The 18449-nt window shown below is 43.5% G+C and carries 14 protein-coding genes, 1 tRNA gene and 1 pseudogene; 3 read left to right on the top strand and 13 right to left on the bottom strand.

From position 1 onward, the window contains the following. Positions 1-83: 83 nt before the first annotated feature. From A372_RS0128560 to A372_RS0128540, 5 genes are all read right to left on the bottom strand, one after another. Positions 84-1220 (bottom strand): glycoside hydrolase family 18 protein, encoded by a 1137-nt coding sequence (locus A372_RS0128560; protein WP_026011341.1) that lies wholly within the window; start codon positions 1218-1220, stop codon positions 84-86. A gap of 2 nt (positions 1221-1222) precedes the next feature. Continuing rightward, positions 1223-2323: an acyltransferase gene (locus A372_RS0128555; protein ID WP_019424356.1), complete on the bottom strand. Its 1101-nt coding sequence runs from the start codon at positions 2321-2323 to the stop codon at positions 1223-1225. 42 nt (positions 2324-2365) lie between these two features. Then, positions 2366-3691 (bottom strand): glycosyltransferase family 2 protein, encoded by a 1326-nt coding sequence (locus tag A372_RS0128550; RefSeq protein WP_019424355.1) that lies wholly within the window; start codon positions 3689-3691, stop codon positions 2366-2368. A 453-nt stretch (positions 3692-4144) separates the two neighbouring features. Beyond that, a tRNA-Leu gene (locus A372_RS0128545) sits at positions 4145-4231 on the bottom strand. A 133-nt stretch (positions 4232-4364) separates the two neighbouring features. Further along, a complete protein-coding gene (locus tag A372_RS0128540) occupies positions 4365-4670 on the bottom strand; it encodes a hypothetical protein (RefSeq protein WP_019424354.1) in 306 nt (101 codons plus the stop codon). Between the two features lie 327 nt (positions 4671-4997). Here A372_RS0128540 and A372_RS0128535 point away from each other — a divergent pair, with 327 nt between their 5' ends. Together A372_RS0128535 and A372_RS37730 are read left to right on the top strand one after the other, a co-directional pair. Next, positions 4998-6098: a hypothetical protein gene (locus tag A372_RS0128535; RefSeq protein ID WP_019424353.1), complete on the top strand. Its 1101-nt coding sequence runs from the start codon at positions 4998-5000 to the stop codon at positions 6096-6098. 6 nt (positions 6099-6104) lie between these two features. Continuing rightward, positions 6105-6224, top strand: a pseudogene (locus A372_RS37730) (IS3 family transposase); the annotation flags it as partial. Positions 6225-6270: 46 nt separating this feature from the next. On the opposite strand, the gene A372_RS0128530 reads toward A372_RS37730, so the two are convergent. The 8 genes from A372_RS0128530 to glyA all read right to left on the bottom strand — a co-directional run bounded on the left by A372_RS0128530 (position 6271) and on the right by glyA (position 16804). Continuing rightward, a complete protein-coding gene (locus tag A372_RS0128530; RefSeq protein ID WP_019424352.1) occupies positions 6271-8016 on the bottom strand; it encodes an ABC transporter ATP-binding protein in 1746 nt (581 codons plus the stop codon). Beyond that, the gene (locus tag A372_RS0128525) at positions 8009-9805 is read right to left on the bottom strand and encodes an ABC transporter ATP-binding protein (RefSeq protein WP_019424351.1); all 1797 of its coding nucleotides are present in this window, start codon (positions 9803-9805) and stop codon (positions 8009-8011) included. Before A372_RS0128525 ends, A372_RS0128530 begins: the two co-directional genes overlap by 8 nt. Positions 9806-9823: 18 nt before the next feature. Next, on the bottom strand, positions 9824-10618 hold the full coding sequence (locus tag A372_RS0128520) for an energy-coupling factor transporter transmembrane component T family protein (protein WP_019424350.1): 795 nt from the start codon (positions 10616-10618) through the stop codon (positions 9824-9826). Further along, entirely contained in the window at positions 10615-12342 is a 1728-nt protein-coding gene (locus A372_RS0128515; protein ID WP_019424349.1) for an ABC transporter ATP-binding protein, read from the bottom strand. The genes A372_RS0128520 and A372_RS0128515 overlap by 4 nt, the downstream gene beginning before the upstream one ends. 5 nt (positions 12343-12347) lie before the next feature. Continuing rightward, positions 12348-12968 carry an ECF transporter S component gene (locus tag A372_RS0128510; RefSeq protein ID WP_237728645.1) on the bottom strand — a complete coding sequence of 207 codons (621 nt, stop codon included), beginning with the start codon at positions 12966-12968 and terminating at the stop codon, positions 12348-12350. A 66-nt stretch (positions 12969-13034) separates the two neighbouring features. Continuing rightward, the gene (locus A372_RS0128505; RefSeq protein WP_019424347.1) at positions 13035-14033 is read right to left on the bottom strand and encodes a helix-turn-helix domain-containing protein; all 999 of its coding nucleotides are present in this window, start codon (positions 14031-14033) and stop codon (positions 13035-13037) included. 80 nt (positions 14034-14113) lie between these two features. Further along, a complete protein-coding gene (gene tnpB / locus A372_RS0128500) occupies positions 14114-15235 on the bottom strand; it encodes an IS200/IS605 family element RNA-guided endonuclease TnpB (protein ID WP_019424346.1) in 1122 nt (373 codons plus the stop codon). Between the two features lie 324 nt (positions 15236-15559). Beyond that, on the bottom strand, positions 15560-16804 hold the full coding sequence (glyA, locus tag A372_RS0128495; RefSeq protein WP_019424345.1) for a serine hydroxymethyltransferase: 1245 nt from the start codon (positions 16802-16804) through the stop codon (positions 15560-15562). Between the two features lie 172 nt (positions 16805-16976). Between glyA and pdxR the strand changes: the two genes are divergently transcribed. Continuing rightward, the gene (gene pdxR, locus A372_RS0128490) at positions 16977-18407 is read left to right on the top strand and encodes a MocR-like pyridoxine biosynthesis transcription factor PdxR (protein WP_019424344.1); all 1431 of its coding nucleotides are present in this window, start codon (positions 16977-16979) and stop codon (positions 18405-18407) included. Positions 18408-18449: the final 42 nt, after the last annotated feature.

The following is an 18449-nucleotide window of genomic DNA, read 5'->3' as shown; positions in this document are numbered from 1 at the left end:
TCCTAGTAACACCTCTATCATAGCTTGGCATCGCTTACTTGCCCATGAATGATTTAAGCGTTACCTGAATTATTTGGCTGATATTACTCATTCAAGTGCTCACCCAAAAACTTTACAATTCCATCCTCGGAGTCTTGAGAGTATTCCCAAACCATTGCCCCTCCCAAGTCTTTACCTTGAATGTACGCTATTTTTTCCTTTAACGCTTCTTTATCCTCATAGGTGATGAACATATCCCCATCATATAAAAATGCGGTCTTTGCCTTCTCGTCATAATAACGCTTAAATCCTTTTTTACTCCTATATTTTTGTTCGATGGTTTTATAACTCAAATCCACTTTGTCTATATCGATTGGATTTCCGGCAGCAAACGCTCCGTTTCCTCCACCTTCGTTTTTCACGCCTTCCCATCCGTACGAATAGGCCGGAATGCCCAGAAGCAGCTTCTTACTGTCAATGCCGTGCTGCAAATACATATTGATAATTTCATCCACGCTATCTTTGGCCTTCTCGTTGGCATCCTTGTACAGATTGGCATTGTACCCTGTCGTATCAGACCATCTGCCCGTCAAGTCATAGCTCATAACGTTGATGAAATTGGCGTATTTCTCTACTTGTTTAACCTCTACATTGTTGAAATACCAGTCTTGCGTTCCCGCAGCAAAGGTCAACACATATTTTTTATTTTTATGGGGCAGCTTATTAAGCTTTTCCCTTAATTCTTTCATCAGATACGTAAAGTTGTGAGTATCTTCGGCTCGTGCCTTTTGCGTCCCCCAAGCATCAAAAGCCGGAAATTCCCAGTCGATATCCACTCCGTCCAAATCCAGCTCCTGCACCATCCCGACAATGCTTTCAGTAAATTGATACCGATTGGCGTCCAGCGAGGCATCCGAAAATCCATCCACATTATACCCTCCGACGGCCAGCACAAAACGTGTTTGCGGATGACTCTCCTTCAGCCGTTTGATATTTGCTTTGATTAGATCGTTTTGAGCGGGATCTTCGTGAAAAAAAATATTGTTTTTATCTATTTTTGCGAAGGCGATAAATGCAATATCCACCTTCTTATCCTGCAGCTTGATATCGCTTAAATTTTTCCATATCGGAATATAAACAGTATTCATTTTATGGTCTGTAATGTGCAAATTATAAAAATAGAAGCCCATCCCTATTATTAACATCACGATAAACGCTTTTGTATAATGGCTTACACGCATCATTAACCTCTTCCACCAAATAGCACTTTGGTTATGAATTTATTGAGATTCAACAATTTGACCGTAATGTAACTGATTGCAAAGATGGCAACTACATTAAACGCAAGGTTGAACGAAGTTTGCAGCAGCGTTCCCTCGGTGTCAGCCCGGCGGGATACGAGCAATTCGATTAGCAAATGAATAAGATAAATGCTGAAGCTCGCTTTTGACACGGAACCGATCATTTTTTTGATTTTGTGATTTACTTTTTCCCTTAATGAGCTGTCTTTCTCTTGAAAGTAAATAAACATGGCTATGGCCATAAAGAACGTCGTGATGGAATAATTCCCGTAAAACATTTCATCCAGCACGCCGTTGTACAGAGATGCAAAATAAGTCGCCACCGGAGTAACAAAAAACGAGATAATGCCCAAATTAAAAAATAATCTTTTCGGTCTCTCCGGCAGCCCATATGTAAACATATAGTATCCCAATACAAAATACCCCAAAAAACCCGTAAAAAAAGGAATGTTCAAAATAGGTATATTTATATATTGCGAAGTTGCTTTAAGCACGATATCAGATATCAAGCGATACAGGATGCTGATAATGAACCAGAGCGTCAAATAATAACGCAAATCCTTCTCGCTGCACGCCTTCACCAATTTGCTAATCAAAGGAACCGTCATATAAATAGCGATGATAGCATACAAAAACCATAAATGAATATAGTTCCCGTCTGTCAGTAATTTATAAGCGAAATCTCCGAGAAATTGATAGACGTTCATGTGGCTGTTAACGATAAAATATTGCGTGTACAAGGCATAAATCAAAGACCAGCTCACTAGCGAGATGACTAAAGGCAATACTCTTTTTATGTAGAAGTCCCTGTATGATTGGACGTCAATCCGCAGTATCATCGCTCCGCTAATCATGAAAAATACAGGAACCGCAAATCTCGAAATGGAATTGAACACATTGCTGACCCACCATGACGGGGTGTCAAAATCGTTCGTTCTGGTCAGCAAATCCGCGGTAATATGCAGCACAATAACAGCTATAATGGAAATGATCCGCAATATGTCAATGTATATAATTCTATTATTTTTGAAAACACTCTCCATGGCAGCCTCCTAAGTTAGCCTATATGATCTGTTTGGGCAAAATTAACTGATGGTTGCAACCCCTTTGCGCTCTACATAACCCCAGCCTTCATCATTGTCGAAATATTTAAAGGTTCCGACAATATTTAAATAAAGCAATAAATTTCGGTACGTTAACAATTCATACTGGCTGAATAAGAACATTTTCAAATAATCCTTGAACGCATAACTGCTTTCGTATTTTTTGCACAGGTACAGCGAGATGATAATTTGTGTGGCATTCACGATTAATGTGATGCTTAACATCATAAGCGCTTGAATGATGTCGCCGCCAAAAAGCGCGATTTGCAGCAAATAAAAAATGGTTGTGAAGGCGGTCAGCGTTCCCAATACAAAACCGTCAATCGCAAAAAACAGGCTGACGCCCAAGCTGAACTTTTCCGACAGTTTGGACCAATATATTAAGATGCAATCGACAAAAGCCTTTTGCCATCGGATCCGCTGCTTATAGAAGTTGGGGATATTTTCCGGACATTCCGTATAGCATACCGCTTCCGGGGCATACACCAGCTTCTGCTTCAACTTATTCGCCTTCAAATACTCATGAATTTTCAGGGTGATGTCGATATCCTCTCCAACAGTGCTTCTGAAGCCATTAACTTGGATCAAGATCTCTTTGTAGAACGCGCCGAATGCGCCTGAGATGACAACAATGGAATTAAATACAGATTGCGTTAATTTCCGGACATAGAAACCATGAATGTAATTGATAATTTGGCTTTTGATAATCCCTTTGCCCGCAAATTGCTCTACGATGACTCCGTTCTTTTTTTGGGCGCCTTGCACGATTTTAACGGTGCCGCCCAGTGCGATTATATCCTTGTCATGGAAATATTGATTGACATATTTAAGCGAATTGACTTCGAGCATGCTGTCCGCATCCAGCGTTATGACAATGTCGGATTGAGCACAATCGATGCCCGCATTTAAGGAATCCGCTTTTCCACCGTTCAATTTGTCGATGACGAATATATTTTGATAGATTTTCGAGCCATATATCCCTTTAATCTCCTTATAAGCAAGCTTTTGATCCGGTTTTCTGTCAATGGGCTCCAACTCCAGCAGCTCATGAAGCCGCCGGAATGTATCATCCTTCGAACCGTCGTTTATGATGATGACTTCATGGTTGCCGTAATTCAGCCCCTCCATCGCTTTGATGCAATTTGCAATGGTAAGCTCCTCGTTATAAGCGGGGACCAGCACCGATATTGATTTTTCGGAAAGATTGTTGTCTAATTTTTTTACTTTGCTGAATAATAAGGGGACGATGGTATATAGCAATTGAAATACTAGAAATACAGTTGTCGTTACATAAAAAAAGTATTGCATAGCGCCCACTCCTTCTTATCTTTCTACACGATAATGCATGATACAGTAATGGCGTTAGGCGGAAGTTCTCTATATTCTGCAGGCACTATGGATGTATGTTCTTCCACTGTGAAAATGCGGGTTATCTCTTAGATGTCTTATTGATGGGGAGTAAATGCGTGAGCTGCCGGAGAGAATGTCACCGGTATTCTATTTGTTTCACCTTCTTTCTGAAAACGAGCATGAAATCTTTTCTATTATCAAACTATCCTATTCATTACCCAAAAGTAAAACCGCTTTAATTTTAAAGAAAACGAATACATCGCTTTCATTCGGGTACGATCTTCCATTTGTTCCATTTTACATGGTATCAAATTTTCAACTCATCTTTACCATTTTGAGGCTTTCCGAGGGAAAAGAGCGCGGCACAACAAAAAAGCCCTTGCTGCTCGCAAGGACTGTCGTTTACATTGGTGGTGCGGTCAAGAGGACTCGAACCTCCACGTCATTGCTGACACTAGAACCTGAATCTAGCGCGTCTGCCAATTCCGCCATGACCGCAAACTATGATTATGTTATCGTTCTGAGACCTGATGCGGCCTCAACACTTCATTAGTATATAATGATGTGTTAACCGTGTCAAGCGTGTTGAAACGAATGAACATATGCAATTTTTTCTATCTGAGCTTCTTGCTCATTTTTTTCTATTTAACTCATTCAGCTTTCTATAGGCTTCTATAAATTGAGTCGGATCGTCTTTTACGTAATACGTCTGAACGCCTCGATTGGTATGCAAGTAGAGGAAACCGATAGCATCTTCTTCTCGGCTTTTTCGGTAGTACGAAATATCGTAAATTCTATCCATTGCAATCCGTTCCTCTTTCACGGTAATCTCATGGCTGTACAGCTTCATATGGAAGGAGGTCTCCGTAATTCGCTCCACTGTGCATTCAATTTTTCTCCTGATCTCGATACACCTCTGAGCTGCCAATGCTTTCATAGATGACATCCTCCTTTCCGGCAACCGTGCCATGCGATGCTTTACATTATACATGATTCTCTGCCGATACATGAAATGCTTGGGGAATAGGGAGCACAGGCTCGATAACATTGCTGTACCAAGTTTGCGATTTTTTTCTCTACTTGTCACGTGCTTGTTCTGAAAATTATGAACATTATTCAAACGAATGAAAATCATATTGCAATCCGACAGGATGAAGTCTACTATAAATGGTACATATAGGTATTAATTTACTTTATATTTCCACATGATGGATGTCATCTTAGCTGGGTTGCCTAAAATAATCTGAAAAAGGAGAAGGTTTAAATGAGAAAAAGACAAAGTTCCAAAGCATTAAGCGTTATCATGATATTGGCTTTATTTTTCAGCGTTTTTACTGTACCCGTTTCAGCAGAATCGGCACCAGAAAGTGCAGAGGCCATTCAGCCGCTCACTCCGGAAACCGTAAATCGGTTTTCTGTTCCAGCATTCCCGGATTTGCTTGATATGACTGCTGTTGATGCACTCATTGAACAGAAAGACGACAACATCACCCTTGAGCCTTCCTTTTCAACAAAGTCTTCCTATAATGTTGCCGACGCGCTCATGAATTTTAATGACACCCTAACTGCCGAGGACCCTGATGATTTGTGGTTTTTTAAAGTTCCTAGTGACAGAAGCATGATCATGAACCTGGTGTCCAGCAACTCCGCTTATGTGGCGCGGCTGTATCTGGTTGATTGGAACACTGGAGAAGCTGCAGCGACTAACGTGTCAGTCTCTGCAGGCCATCAAGTCTCCTTGAAAGAGCTGCCTGCAGGAGATTACGCCATTCGCGTCTATTCCGATGGAACAGTTGGCGATTCTTATACAATTCGGATGAATGCCCTGAATAAGGCAAATTATTCAAGCATATTGCACGCTTCCGCTTCCTTATTGAATGTAGTGGCAGAGTATCCGGATGGCGCCGTTTATTCCAATGGGGTTTACGTTGGTACGGGAAAGGGAGAAAATCCACATCTTGATTGGAAGCGCGAGTTTACTAACTCTTGGGGAAGTGGATATACCCATCGCTCGCATGACATATCTAGCGTCAAAATAAAGTCCATTTCCGCTCCGGTCAATTATTCTTCATCATCCGCGTCTTCCAATAAGGCGATTCTTATCTATGTGGATAAAGGGACGCTATTTACGTATTTCGTGTCCGCTTATCAATCCGGACCTAACCATGAATACGATAACTCATTTGTAGATACGCTGGGAAAAACAACTCCGAGACGGATTGACGAGGACGATTTGGAGAATTGGGGCGACCACATTCTCGTGTATGATTTAAACGAAAACAAGGCAATTGACTTTTTTAGCGTTCTTAACTTCTACTATGCAAGCGGAGTCGAAGCCATACCTACCATCACTTATTTAAATTAACCAAGATATACGTCTCAGGCTTATCAGGAAGCCGTAAAAGGAAAAGGCATTATCATGAGCATGTCCCGCAAGGGAACGCCCGCTGATAATGCCCCCATTGAATCGTTTCATTCTACGCTAAAGTCACTGGTGAGAGGGCTCGAACCTCCACGATCATTATCAAACCTATTAATCATAAACTCCAACCTTCTGCTCTTTTTCTTATTTGCAAAAAGTTCTTATAAATTCCGTCTTCTTTTATTAAGTCTTCATGCGTTCCCCTTTGAGCGATTCCGCCATTATCAAGCACAATAATTTGATCCGCATTTTGGATGGTCGCTAAACGGTGCGCAATAATAAGGATCGTCTTGCCTGCAACTAGCGCACTGATCGCTGCTTGAATTTCATGCTCGTTTTCCGGATCAATACTTGCCGTTGCTTCGTCCAGAATAATAATAGGCGCATCTTTCAGCATCGCCCTTGCAATGGAAAGCCGTTGTTTTTCACCGCCCGACAACGTTGATCCGCCTTCTCCAACCATCGTGTCATAGCCATCCGGCAATGCCATAATAAACTCATGGCAGCGTGCCTTTTGAGATACCTCCACGACTTCCTCCAAGGTGGCATCCGGCTTTCCGAAGCGTATATTGTTTAGTATGGTATCATGAAACAAATACACCTTTTGGAATACGATACTCATATTTTTCAACAAGCTTTCACTCGTAACCTCGCGGATATTTACTCCGCCAATTTCGATCTGCCCCTGATCCACATCATAAAATCTCGCGATCAGCTTGCATAGCGTTGTTTTCCCGCTTCCGGAAGGTCCGACGATTGCCGTAGTTGTATGTTCCGGAACCGTAAAGGAAACGTCCCGAATCACCTGCCGTCGCTCATAGCCAAACGATACATTCGTGAATTGAATATCAAATTTCTCCAAATGGATTTCTTTACTATGCTTATCCAGAACCTCCGTCTCATTCATCTCTTCCAGCTTGTCCAGCGTTGCGTCAATCACCTTCAATACATGGGAGGCGTTATTCATCGCTTCAACCTGACTAAAGATCACGAATGAAAAAATAACCATCATGATCATCGTCGATAACGGAATGATTTCATTCATCGCCAGCCATGCTGAGACGGCAACGATGCCAGTTGAAGCAGCATGAAGGGAGAGCAGATGCAGGCTATTGTACGGCATATAATTTTTTTCGATTTTGATATTGATCTCTTTGCCCATTTCATACGCCTTATGAATACTTTCTTTCGTAAAGCCCTGCTGATGATAGGCTTTCACTTCAGGCATTCCCCGAATATACTCAATCGTCGCTGAAATCATGCGATCCTTGGCTTGCTGATGAATCGGCGCATTCTCTTCACTTTTGCTGCGCAGCAATTTTAAGAATAGTGCAGAACACGCAATGCCTGCAATAGCCGCAAGCGCAACTGCATAATGATAAAAAGCCAAGCACAGAACTAGGGTAAATACACTGATGTAGCCGTTTACGATGACATCGATCATCTTCATGCCGTGCATTTCGATAAAGGATAAATCTGTCGTTACAGCCGAAGTAATATCTCCCGCTTTTTTACGATGAAAAAAACCCAATGATACCCGCTTTAAGAGTCCGCCAATGTGAATTCGTTGTTCAGCCGTCACTTCATACCCCACACTTTCTTGCGTGGATGCACGAAGATAGCCAAACATAAAACGGCCGGCCACAGCTATCACCATAGAAATGGCGATATACACGATAGAGCTTGTCGCGAGCGACTCCTTGCCATTCATATCTTCCAGAATCAGCTTTAAACTATAAGCGGCAATGATGACAGGCAAGGCGGTGAAGAGAGTATGGAAAAAAGAATAGACAAACCCGATATAGATACGCTTTCGCCGAGTACCCGTCCAATTCAGCAAACGCTGGATCGATCTAACCATTGGCATGCACCTCCTTGGCACTGCTGCTCGCTGCCCATGCTTTTGCGCCGATATGGGCCTCCCACATATGCCGATACAATTCGCATGTCTGAAGAAGCTGGTTATGACTTCCTGTTGATTCAATCTGTCCATGATTGAGCACGATAATTTGATCCGCATGCTGAATCGTTGACAATCTATGGGCAATGACGAACAAAGACTTTCCTTTTGTTAAAGCGGCAATCGACTTCTGCAGTTTCTCTTCATTCTCGGGATCGGTAAAAGCGGTCGCTTCATCCAAAATGATAATGGGAGCATTTTTTAGCATTGCTCTGGCAATTGCCACTCGCTGCTTTTCTCCTCCGGACAGCCTGCCCCCTACCTCTCCGGCAAGAGAATGATAGCCATGCTCTAATTGCTCGATAAAATCATGGCAGCAAGCGGCCTTAGCCGCTGCAATCACCTCTTCGTCTGTCGCATTCGGATCGCCGAGCCGAATGTTGTCGATCAAGGAGCAATCGAACAGGAAATTGTCTTGCGATACGAAGCTGACGGTATTCGCTAATTGATCCAGGGGAATTTGTTTGAGCGGAACATTTCCAATCGAAATCTCCCCATCCGTTACATCCCAAAACCTCGCAATCAATTTGGCAATGGTCGATTTCCCGCTTCCCGAAGGGCCTACCAGTGCCGTAAAGCTTCCTTCCGGAAACGTTAGATTGATCGAATTGAGCACCTTGTTTTGTGCGGACACTGTGTCTTGCGAATGCGCTGAATACGAGAAGGAAACATCGGTAAAGATTACTCCGTATTGATCGAATTGGACTTGTTCTGATGCATTCTCCAGCTCTTCTAACTGTAAAAATTCATTGACTTCCATAACGGCATATTCGATCGTCTTCGCGTTATTCACAAATAAGGTGAAGCTCGTGAGCGGCCCAACAATTCCCAAGGATAAAATGAAGCAAATCGCCAGCTCGGAAGGACCCAATGTCCCCGTCTGATACAAGTACATCCCGACAGGTACAGTACCGAGTAAGGTTGAAGGCAAGACGGCATTGGAGAAATTCATCAGCTTCCAGGTATTGCGAAACCAGCTCAGCGTATAGTCTTTAAAGGATTGAATGGCTTGCTCAAACTTTTCATAAGAGGACGATGATTGATTGAATGTTTTGATGACTTCAATTCCTTCTACATACTCCACAATGACACTATTGACGTGATTGCTTGATTCCATGTAAGACGCATATTGCTTATTAAAGGATTTCATTAAATAAGCAAAGGCGATTGCCGCAATAGGTACGGTTAGCAGGGATGCAAATGCCATCCGCCAATCGATAAACAGCAAATACGCAAACACGCAGACCGGCAATAAAAGGTTTGAAATGCCTTCAGGGATGATATGCGCAAGCGGCAGCTCGATCGTTTCTACCCGATCGATCATGACATTCTTCAGCTTGCCTACCGATTGGTTCTGTACAGTTCCTAACGGAGCTTTCATTAACCGTTCAGCAATCCGAACACGCATGGATTCCAGGATTTGATAAGCTGCATGATGAGCCAACGTCGTTGAAACAGCATGAAAAATGATTTTCACCCCATAGCCGCCAAGACAAACACCAGCCCAAAAAACAATGTCGCGAAACTGAACTTCATGAGTCATGAACAAATGAATGATCTGATAGACGCCGAAATAAGGGATAATTCCTCCAGCAACACTAATGATTGCACACGCTACAGATAGCGCCAGCCGACTTTTACAGGCATCGGCAAACGACCAGACAATGGAAACCCAATTTGAATTTTTCATTAAGATTATTCACACCCGCTAATGATATGTTTTGAATAAAGAAAGCTTGCCAAGCATGTCAAAGTGAAACAGGATGAGGACTGCCAAGGTTGATCCGATCCAAAAAGCTCCTATAAAGATATAATCCTGCCTTGCCATTGATGATCGGCGAAAATACGTACGAGTTCGGTAAGCTCCGAAGGCACGCGAATCCATCGAATAGGCCATACGTTCTGCGTGACGTAAGGATGAGGATAGGAGAGGCAGCGCATATCTTTGAGTTCGTTCCATGATTCTGCGAGACCCCTTCCCTGTATAGCCGCGAACCTGGTGAGCCATTTTGACAAGCTGAAACTGCTGCATCAGAATAGGAATGAAACGAAGAACAGCCAGTGTACCGAATCCAAAGCGATAGTTGACTCTCCATTGTTGAATGAGCGCGCGAATAAAATCCGCTGTGTCTGTCGTCAAGGTGAATAACAGCGATAGAACGAGCATGGCAAGCAATCGCAATCCTGTAGCTAACCCAAATAATACCCCCGATTCATATACATCAACGAATCCGAAAGAAAATAATAGTTCCGAGCCTTCGTTGATCCGATCGCTGACCAAGAGCGGATACAGAAGAATGAATCCAAGAACAATGAGCAGCATGGGCGCACATACTTTGGCATAACGCATCAATGGAATTCTCCCCAGCATAAGCGTGATGCCTATCGTTAGAATGATAAACAGCAGCGGTGTCCAGACATTGGTCGTCAAAGCCAGGAACATGGCTGGCGGGCCTATTGCCAGTAATTTGCTAAGGGGATTCAGACGATGCAGATAACTCATACAGATGCCGCCCGAAATTGCCGTTCGATTTCCACAGATGGCGGCAAGTTAAGACCTGCTTCGACAAGCAACTCCTCCCGGTCAAACAAAGCTTGTACCGTTCCGTGGAAGATTAGCCTGCCTGTCTTCAAAACTGCTGCGTGATCGGCATATTCAGCAATCAAGCCCATATCATGCGAAATGATGATGATGGTATGTCCCGTCTCCTGTAATTCCTTCATCAGTTGCATAAGCTGATGTGCATTGCGCCCATCTTGTCCGAATGTCGGTTCATCCAGAATAAGCAGCCTTTGTCCGGTAATAAGCATGGAAGCTGTGCTTAAACGCCGTTTCTCGCCATGACTTAGTTGAAATGGATTGGCTTCGATATATTTCTTAAGCCCAAATCGATCCAGCATCTGCTCAACTCGTGAGTAAATTTCATCTGGAGACTGCTGCATCCCTTTCAGTCCAAAGGCCAGTTCGTCGAACACGCGATTCGTGACAAATTGATGTTCGGGATTTTGAAAGACATATCCAACCTCTTTCGCTATGTCATGTACAGGCCATTCCACAAGGTCGCGTCCGTGTAAATAGATGACCCCTTTACCCACCTGTTGCAGCTTGATCATGTAGCGCGCCAGAGTCGACTTGCCCGCTCCGTTCTTTCCAACAATGGCCAGAAAGTCACCCTTGGGCACACACAAATGCATGGGCTGCAAGATGCATGCTTTCTTTTGAGTAAATTCGATCGGTCTGATTTCTATGGCAGGCTCATCTTCTGCCAGGCTAGCTTGTATCTTATCCACAAAGGTATGCGCGGTATCGTTAGCAGCTTCAGCATTCATTCTCGAAGCAATTCCTGCTGCAGCTTGCAGAGCAAATTCGTCGTTCTCTCCTGTCAAGCGGATCCTTTCCAGCATTTCTACCGTTTCATTCACGGTAAGCGGAGTTCCAGAAACAGCAATCCCCCGTTTTATTAGCTCACAAGTAAATGTAACGCTGTAGGGCAGCCAAACGCCCTCTTGTATTAATTCATTATATTTGTGGTAAAAAACTTCACGAGGATGACCATCCGCTATGATCCTTCCATTTTTTCCGAGAACCAGGACACGATCCGCCATATCCATTAAATCGTCAAGCTTATGTTCGATCATGATAATCGTATAATTGCCGCTCTTTCGAAGATTTCGCAGAACGGCAAACAATTCCCTCGTGCCCTCCGGATCCAGATTTGCAGTCGGTTCATCCAGGACGAGAATTCGCGGCTGCATACATAATACAGAGGCCAGCGCGAGCCGTTGTTTTTGTCCGCCGGAGAGCTTGTCGATCTGCCATTGCCTGAATTCCGACAAACCGGTTTGCTGTAACGCCACCTCAATTCTCCGCTCCATTTCGCTGGGACCTAGGCATAAATTTTCCATACCAAAAGCGACCTCATCTTCCACTTTCATGGTGACCAGTTGTGCTTCCGGATCTTGAAAAACAATGCCGACTTGTCTTGCCAGTTCCGCAATCGGCGTTATAGATGTATCTTTCCCTCCCACTCGGACGACTCCGCTGAACTCCCCATAAATACTATTAGGAATCAAGCCATTCAAGCAGAGCACAAGCGAGCTTTTCCCCGCTCCGGAAGCACCAAGCAGCAAAACCGTTTCATTATTGCCGATCATTACATCTATGCCGTCCAGTACAGGCTTGATTGTTCCCGCATAAGTAAAGTGAACATCGTGCATTTCAATCATGAGTTTCACTTCCTGTAAGTATGATCTAATGATGATCTGCGATAATCTGCTAACAAACCTAATTTCAACATCGACTCTGCCAACAATTTGGACAATATTCCACCGACCGCTCCGCCTACGGCACTCACCACGAGCATGGTGATTTGAACTCCAATCGATAATGCCGCATGGCCGTATAAGGGGTATTCAAGAAGAGTGCTTAAAATGGTGGCGACCGAGCCGCTTATCATCAAAAACAGAGTTGAATATTTTCTATACAGTACCGCTAAAAAAGGAACTTCGCACTCAAGCCCGGCCACGGCTGCCCATACAATTCCGATTAAACCATAGGGTGAAAATGGCAGCATGACCAGGCCGCCAATCGTCATAGAAACTAGAGCAGCACCAGGTTTTCTAATGAGATAAAGAGCCATGAGACCGGGAATCATAAAAATCCCGTCCGTTATTCTCGAATACGCCGGACCTAATATGGCAGCTAGGGGGAAATAAGCAAACGTCACGGCAAGCAAAACAAAAGCAAACACAACGCCAATCATTCCTGTGATCAAAATATCCTTTGTATTCCAAACAGCCCTCCTGCGCTGTACAGGCTTGCTATAAGCCAGATCTTTCTCCAAGCCGTCCACCATCCTTTTCTCATTGATAATCAATATCATTTTCATAGTTAATATCATAAATAAAAAAAGAGCGGTTTAACCGCTCCAATCCGTCTGAGTATGCTCCATTCGGACAACGTCTTTCTGATACATGGCTGGCGTCATCCCTTTAATCGCTTTAAATGCCGCTGCAAACTTGCTCGGATTGCTATAACCGACCTTTCCTGCGATGATCGTTATTGTATCATCGCTGTGCCTCAGTAAATAGGCAGCCCTTTCCATTCTGTACTTTCGTAAATAGGCATAGATGGATTGCCCGTAAATAGCCTTGAAGCATAGCTTCATCGCCGTTTGCGAAATATTAAATCGACTTGATAAGTCTTGCAATGTCATATGCCGATCCAAATGGTTACGAATATAATCCATAATCACTTTCACCGTCTCCACTTGCTTTTTAGGAAAATAGGGGCGGCTTTCCCCATCTTCGGAAATGTCTACGGCACCTAAAATGAGCAGCAGCTCTATAATTTTGATTCTAAAATACGGAATTCGGATCAGTTCTGGAACAGCATACAACTCTGTGAAAATTTGTCGGATCGGTTCTGTAGTTCGCATTAGAAATGAGCGGTCTTCATTGCAAAACTTTGCACACAGCAAACGCAGATCGACTGAAAATGGTTCAAATATAGAAGCAGATGCTGTCATGGCTTCATCCAGATAAATACCGATAGTAATGCCTCTATATTCATTCAGCGGAAATCCAAACGTCTGATCAGGATGATTTTTCGTGCTGATTTGCAAATCTCCTTCATCCAGGTACATATAAGAACCATTTTGAACTTCACATTCAATCCGACCTTCACGACAATGATCAATCGTAAGCATCTGTGCATACGGCCGGAACTCGGAAAAACAGCTTTTCATTTGAAAATCATTATACATGAGCTTAATGCCGGGAAACACATCGTAGCTCGTCATGACGCCTGTACCGCTATCATCCTTCATCATAAATATCGTACACTCTTCATCCTGCCTATGTATCTCAATACTATTACCGTAAAATACGTGTTTATCGTAACCGCCGGCTATAATCATCTGCCTCCCTCTGCGTTGAACCTCTCATGGCAAAAGCCACGAGATTCCTAAGTACGAAAGACCTATCGGTCTCTAATTGATTAGGCTATCCCCGTAGTTCCTACGGTTAGAAGTCTTATCGCTTCTTTTTTTAGATTTTGTCCTGCGTTAAGATCCCTATCGTGATGCGTCCCACAAGAAGGGCAATCCCATTCACGAATGTTTAGTTTCTTAACGTCTTTATTTTGGTAGTCACAGCACGAACATAGCTGAGAACTTGCGAAGGTTTTAGATACTACAACGACTTGCTTGTCGTACCATTTCGCTTTGTACTCAAGCATGGTTCTGAATTGTGACCAAGACACTTTACTAAGTGCTTTGGCTAACTTGTGATTTTTCAACATATTGGATACTTGCAAATCTTCAATACCAATTACATCGTGGTTTTTGATGATGTCAGTAGAGATTTTTTGCAAGTAGTCTGTTCTGGCATTGGTGATTCTTTCGTGGATACGCGCAACTTTAATGCGTTGCTTATTCCAGTTCGAACCGCCTTTCGTACGTCTGGACAGAATGCGCTGTGCGTTCGCTAATTTTTCTTCAAGTTTACGAAACCATTTTGGGTTAGCGAATATTTCTCCTGTACTCAAAATGGCAAGGTCTTTTAATCCAACATCAACGCCAACCGAAGAACCTGTTTTTTCTAAGGGGCGCACTTCTGTTTCAGCAAGAATGGACACAAAATATTTACCGCTTGGATTACGTCTAACGGTAGCATGAATAATACGACCATTTACTTCGCGACTGTTCGCAAAGCGAACGAGACCAAGTTTCGGCAATTTTATTTTATTACCTAAAACCGCAATATTTCCGTTGGTTTGCTTTGTCGTATAAGACTGTACTTTGTTGTTTTTTGATTTGAAACGTGGCGCATCGTTTTGCTTCTTGAAAAAACGAGTGAACGCATCCGCAAGATTCTTAAGTGTAGATTGTAGGGAAATGCTGTCCACTTCTTTCAGCCACTCTAATTCCTTTTTCAATTGTGTTAATTCCGCTGAACAAGAACTGTATGTTAATCCCTTGCCTGTTTCCTTGTATGTTTCATTCCATTGTGCTAAAAAGCGATTGAATACAAAGCGAGAACAACCGATTGTTTTATGGATGAGAGTAGCCTGTTCTTTTGTTGGGTAAATGCGAAATTTATATGCCTTTTTTACGGTCACTGTTTCACCTCTCTTTCTGATTTTGGATGTATTGTCGGACCTAGCACCTCAAATATAGGATAGCATATGTCGGATAATTTAAGTGTCAATAGACACGTTTTATCCGAAGTCGAGAACACTCATGATTAAAATCACGAGTGTTCTCGGCTGATTAATAAAAAACTGTACAGTTCTCATATATGGCCCAAAGAGCTTCTATTCTGGAAAAAGCCTTATTCTTTGATAACTGTTCTTAAAAAACAAAAGGAGGACATGACCGTCATCGTCCCATCAATGGTCATCGTTCATCACTCCTGTAATGAACCGAATTTACATGCTATCAAACTATTGAAGTCCTTCATATAAAGGAAACTGAGACGTAATTTCACTCACACTTCCTAATATTTGATCTTTAACCGTCGAACTCTTGGGATTTTTAAGGGCAAGTCCAATAAGCTGGGCAATTTCTTTTATTTCCTTGGGTCCTAATCCTCTTGATGTCATAGCAGGGGTCCCGAAGCGAATGCCACTCGTTACTAACGGGCTTGCCGTATCATGAGGAATTGCGTTTTTATTAGCCGTAATCCCCACTTCATCGAGTATTGTTTCAGCTTCTTTGCCCGTGAGTCCAATCGTGCGCAAATCAACCAAAACAATATGATTATCCGTTCCTCCCGATACAATAGTTAACCCTTCATTCATTAATGCCTCCGCCAATACGTTAGCATTTTCAAGAGTTTTTTCCATATACGTTTTGAAATCCGGTTGCAATGCCTCGCCTAGCGCAACCGCTTTTGCCGCGATGACATGCATAAGCGGGCCGCCTTGTGACCCGGGAAATATCGCTTTATCAATGGCTTGCGCCCATGGTTTACGGCACATGATGATACCGCCTCTTGGTCCTCGCAACGTTTTATGCGTTGTCGTCGTAACAAAGTGTGCGTGCGGCACCGGGTTAGGGTGCAAACCTGCCGCGACAATTCCCGCAATATGTGCCATATCCACAAAGAAAAGGGCCCCAACTTCGGCCGCAATTTGGGCGAACAACTCAAATTCAATCGTTCGTGGATAGGCGCTGGCTCCAGCAACGATCATGCGCGGAAGATGCTTATGTGCGAGTTTTCTCACTTGGTCAAAGTCAATGCGCCCCGTTTGTTCATCGACACCATAAGGAACAAAATTGTAAAATCTTCCGGAAAAATTCACCGGACTCCCGTGTGTAAGATGGCCACCATGGGATAGATTCATGCCCAAAATCGTGTCACCAGGTTTGACTGAAGCAAAATAAACCGCCATATTCGCCTGTGCGCCGGAGTGAGGCTGCACATTGGCATGTTCAGCACCAAAAAGCTCTTTGACACGGTGAATGGCAAGTTCCTCGACCATATCGACATACTCACATCCACCATAATATCTTCTTCCCGGATACCCTTCAGCGTATTTGTTAGTCAGTACCGTACCAGTGGCTTCCATGACAGCCCTGCTTACAAAGTTCTCCGATGCAATCAGTTCTATTTTATCCCGCTGCCGTACAAGCTCTTGCCGAATAGCGTTGGCCACTGCTTTGTCTTGTTGTTCCAAATGTTCCATGAACATCTTCCTTTCTGTCTGCATATTTCGTAAATTCGTTTGTCTAATTCTGTCGTGTTGCAAAAGCAATTATTGTCATGATAGTATATCAATCAATGGATTGTTATTAAATATCCATACATCATCATTTTACTCAATCCATAATTCCAATAGAAACACTGAAGGTGAATGAATGCTAAAAGTAAACCGAGATGATGAACGTCCTATCTGGCAGCAACTTCTGGACCAAGCGATACATAATATTACAACCGGAAAATGGCCGCCAGGCGAATTGCTGCTTCCATCCCGCGAACTCGCTCTATTGATTGGCGTTTCCCGTTCTACCATACAGATAGTTTACGAGGAATTATTCAGCCGCGGGTATACCGTAACCTCTCGTCGCGGCGGTACTAGAGTTAGCGAATGGACATATGAGGCTCGTCCTTCAGAGGATGCTGCCACACCAGGACCCGTCCCCCCCGAATTGCCTTTATTAAACACTGCAGTCGGCCATTTACACAGTTGGTTCGGAGACAAAGAACATCGAAAAGTAGAGATCGATTTCAGTCCTCATGAGCCTTATTTAGACGAACATTTTCAAAAGAATTGGAGACAATCATTTTTACAGGCCTCCACAGAAACAGACCTGGACAGTTGGGCTTACGGCGATGCCTATGGATTCCTGCCGCTACGGGAACAGATTCAACGTTATTTGTCACTTGAACGGGGCGTTCATGTGAATGTCGATCAAATCATATTAACCTCAGGCGCACAACATAGCATCGATTTGATCGCACAAGCTCTTTTACATGAAGGAGAAACGGTTTCGGTTGAAGATCCCGGCTTCCCTGCTGCCTGGATGGCAATGAAGTATCGGCGTATGCAAGTTGTCTCCGTTCCGGTTGACGAGTACGGGCTATGCGTCGACCGCATTCACCCTCAATCCAAACTTGTGTTTGTTACGCCATCGCACCAGTGTGCGGTTGGAGTTATTATGTCGGAGCCTCGCAAGCAACAATTGTTACACATGGCTGCTGGGCAGCGGTTTTGGATTGTTGAGGATGATTATGACAGCGAATTTCGATATCGCGGTGACCCACTTCCAACCTTGTTCAGTCAGCGACCTCAGAACACGTTGTATATGATGAGTTTTTCCAAAATGGTCGCTCCTGGTATTCGGATATCGGCAATCATTGGTCCCAAAGAGGCCATTCGTCAGCTTGCCCAAGTCCATGAATTAACCTATCGTCATCTTCCTATTATGGAGCAATTAACGCTTACTCATTTTATCGAACATGGTCATTTCATGCGCCATATGAGACGAGTTCGAAATGTATATCGGCGCAGACACGAAGCCATGACGAAGGCCATCATCACGACAGGTCTGAGTGAACACTTCACACTAAGCGGCGTAGAAACGGGGCTGCATATGCTTCTTGAGGCGGATAAATCATTTGACGAAGAAGCCGTGACGAACCTAGCACTCGAAAAAGGAATCCGTGTTTATCCGCTTAGCACGTATTGTTTGGAAAGCGATCGAAAAGGATGGGTACTGGGTTTTGCTAAAGTAGATGAAGCAGCCATTGAAGAAGGCATTTATCGTCTAGCGGGGATGCTTTTATAATACAAGCATCCTCGCCAGAATTTGCTCTTTCTTACAGTCAAT

It is taken from the genome of Paenibacillus sp. OSY-SE (assembly GCF_000283315.1).
GTDB lineage: Bacteria > Bacillota > Bacilli > Paenibacillales > Paenibacillaceae > Paenibacillus_B > Paenibacillus_B profundus.
Note: the sequence above shows the minus strand (reverse complement) of the source record. Positions and strands in the feature narration are given on the sequence as shown.

What these genes read in the sequence shown, in the direction of transcription:
- pdxR (WP_019424344.1), top strand. Translation starts at nt 16,977, where the DNA reads ATGCTAAAAGTAAACCGAGATGATGAACGTCCTATCTGGCAGCAACTT.
- A372_RS0128535 (WP_019424353.1), top strand. Translation starts at nt 4,998, where the DNA reads ATGAGAAAAAGACAAAGTTCCAAAGCATTAAGCGTTATCATGATATTG.
- A372_RS0128530 (WP_019424352.1), bottom strand. Translation starts at nt 8,016, where the DNA reads ATGGTTAGATCGATCCAGCGTTTGCTGAATTGGACGGGTACTCGGCGA.
- A372_RS0128525 (WP_019424351.1), bottom strand. Translation starts at nt 9,805, where the DNA reads ATGAAAAATTCAAATTGGGTTTCCATTGTCTGGTCGTTTGCCGATGCC.
- A372_RS0128540 (WP_019424354.1), bottom strand. Translation starts at nt 4,670, where the DNA reads ATGAAAGCATTGGCAGCTCAGAGGTGTATCGAGATCAGGAGAAAAATT.
- A372_RS0128520 (WP_019424350.1), bottom strand. Translation starts at nt 10,618, where the DNA reads ATGAGTTATCTGCATCGTCTGAATCCCCTTAGCAAATTACTGGCAATA.
- glyA (WP_019424345.1), bottom strand. Translation starts at nt 16,804, where the DNA reads ATGGAACATTTGGAACAACAAGACAAAGCAGTGGCCAACGCTATTCGG.
- A372_RS0128515 (WP_019424349.1), bottom strand. Translation starts at nt 12,342, where the DNA reads ATGATTGAAATGCACGATGTTCACTTTACTTATGCGGGAACAATCAAG.
- A372_RS0128560 (WP_026011341.1), bottom strand. Translation starts at nt 1,220, where the DNA reads ATGCGTGTAAGCCATTATACAAAAGCGTTTATCGTGATGTTAATAATA.
- A372_RS0128505 (WP_019424347.1), bottom strand. Translation starts at nt 14,033, where the DNA reads ATGATTATAGCCGGCGGTTACGATAAACACGTATTTTACGGTAATAGT.
- A372_RS0128550 (WP_019424355.1), bottom strand. Translation starts at nt 3,691, where the DNA reads ATGCAATACTTTTTTTATGTAACGACAACTGTATTTCTAGTATTTCAA.
- A372_RS0128555 (WP_019424356.1), bottom strand. Translation starts at nt 2,323, where the DNA reads ATGGAGAGTGTTTTCAAAAATAATAGAATTATATACATTGACATATTG.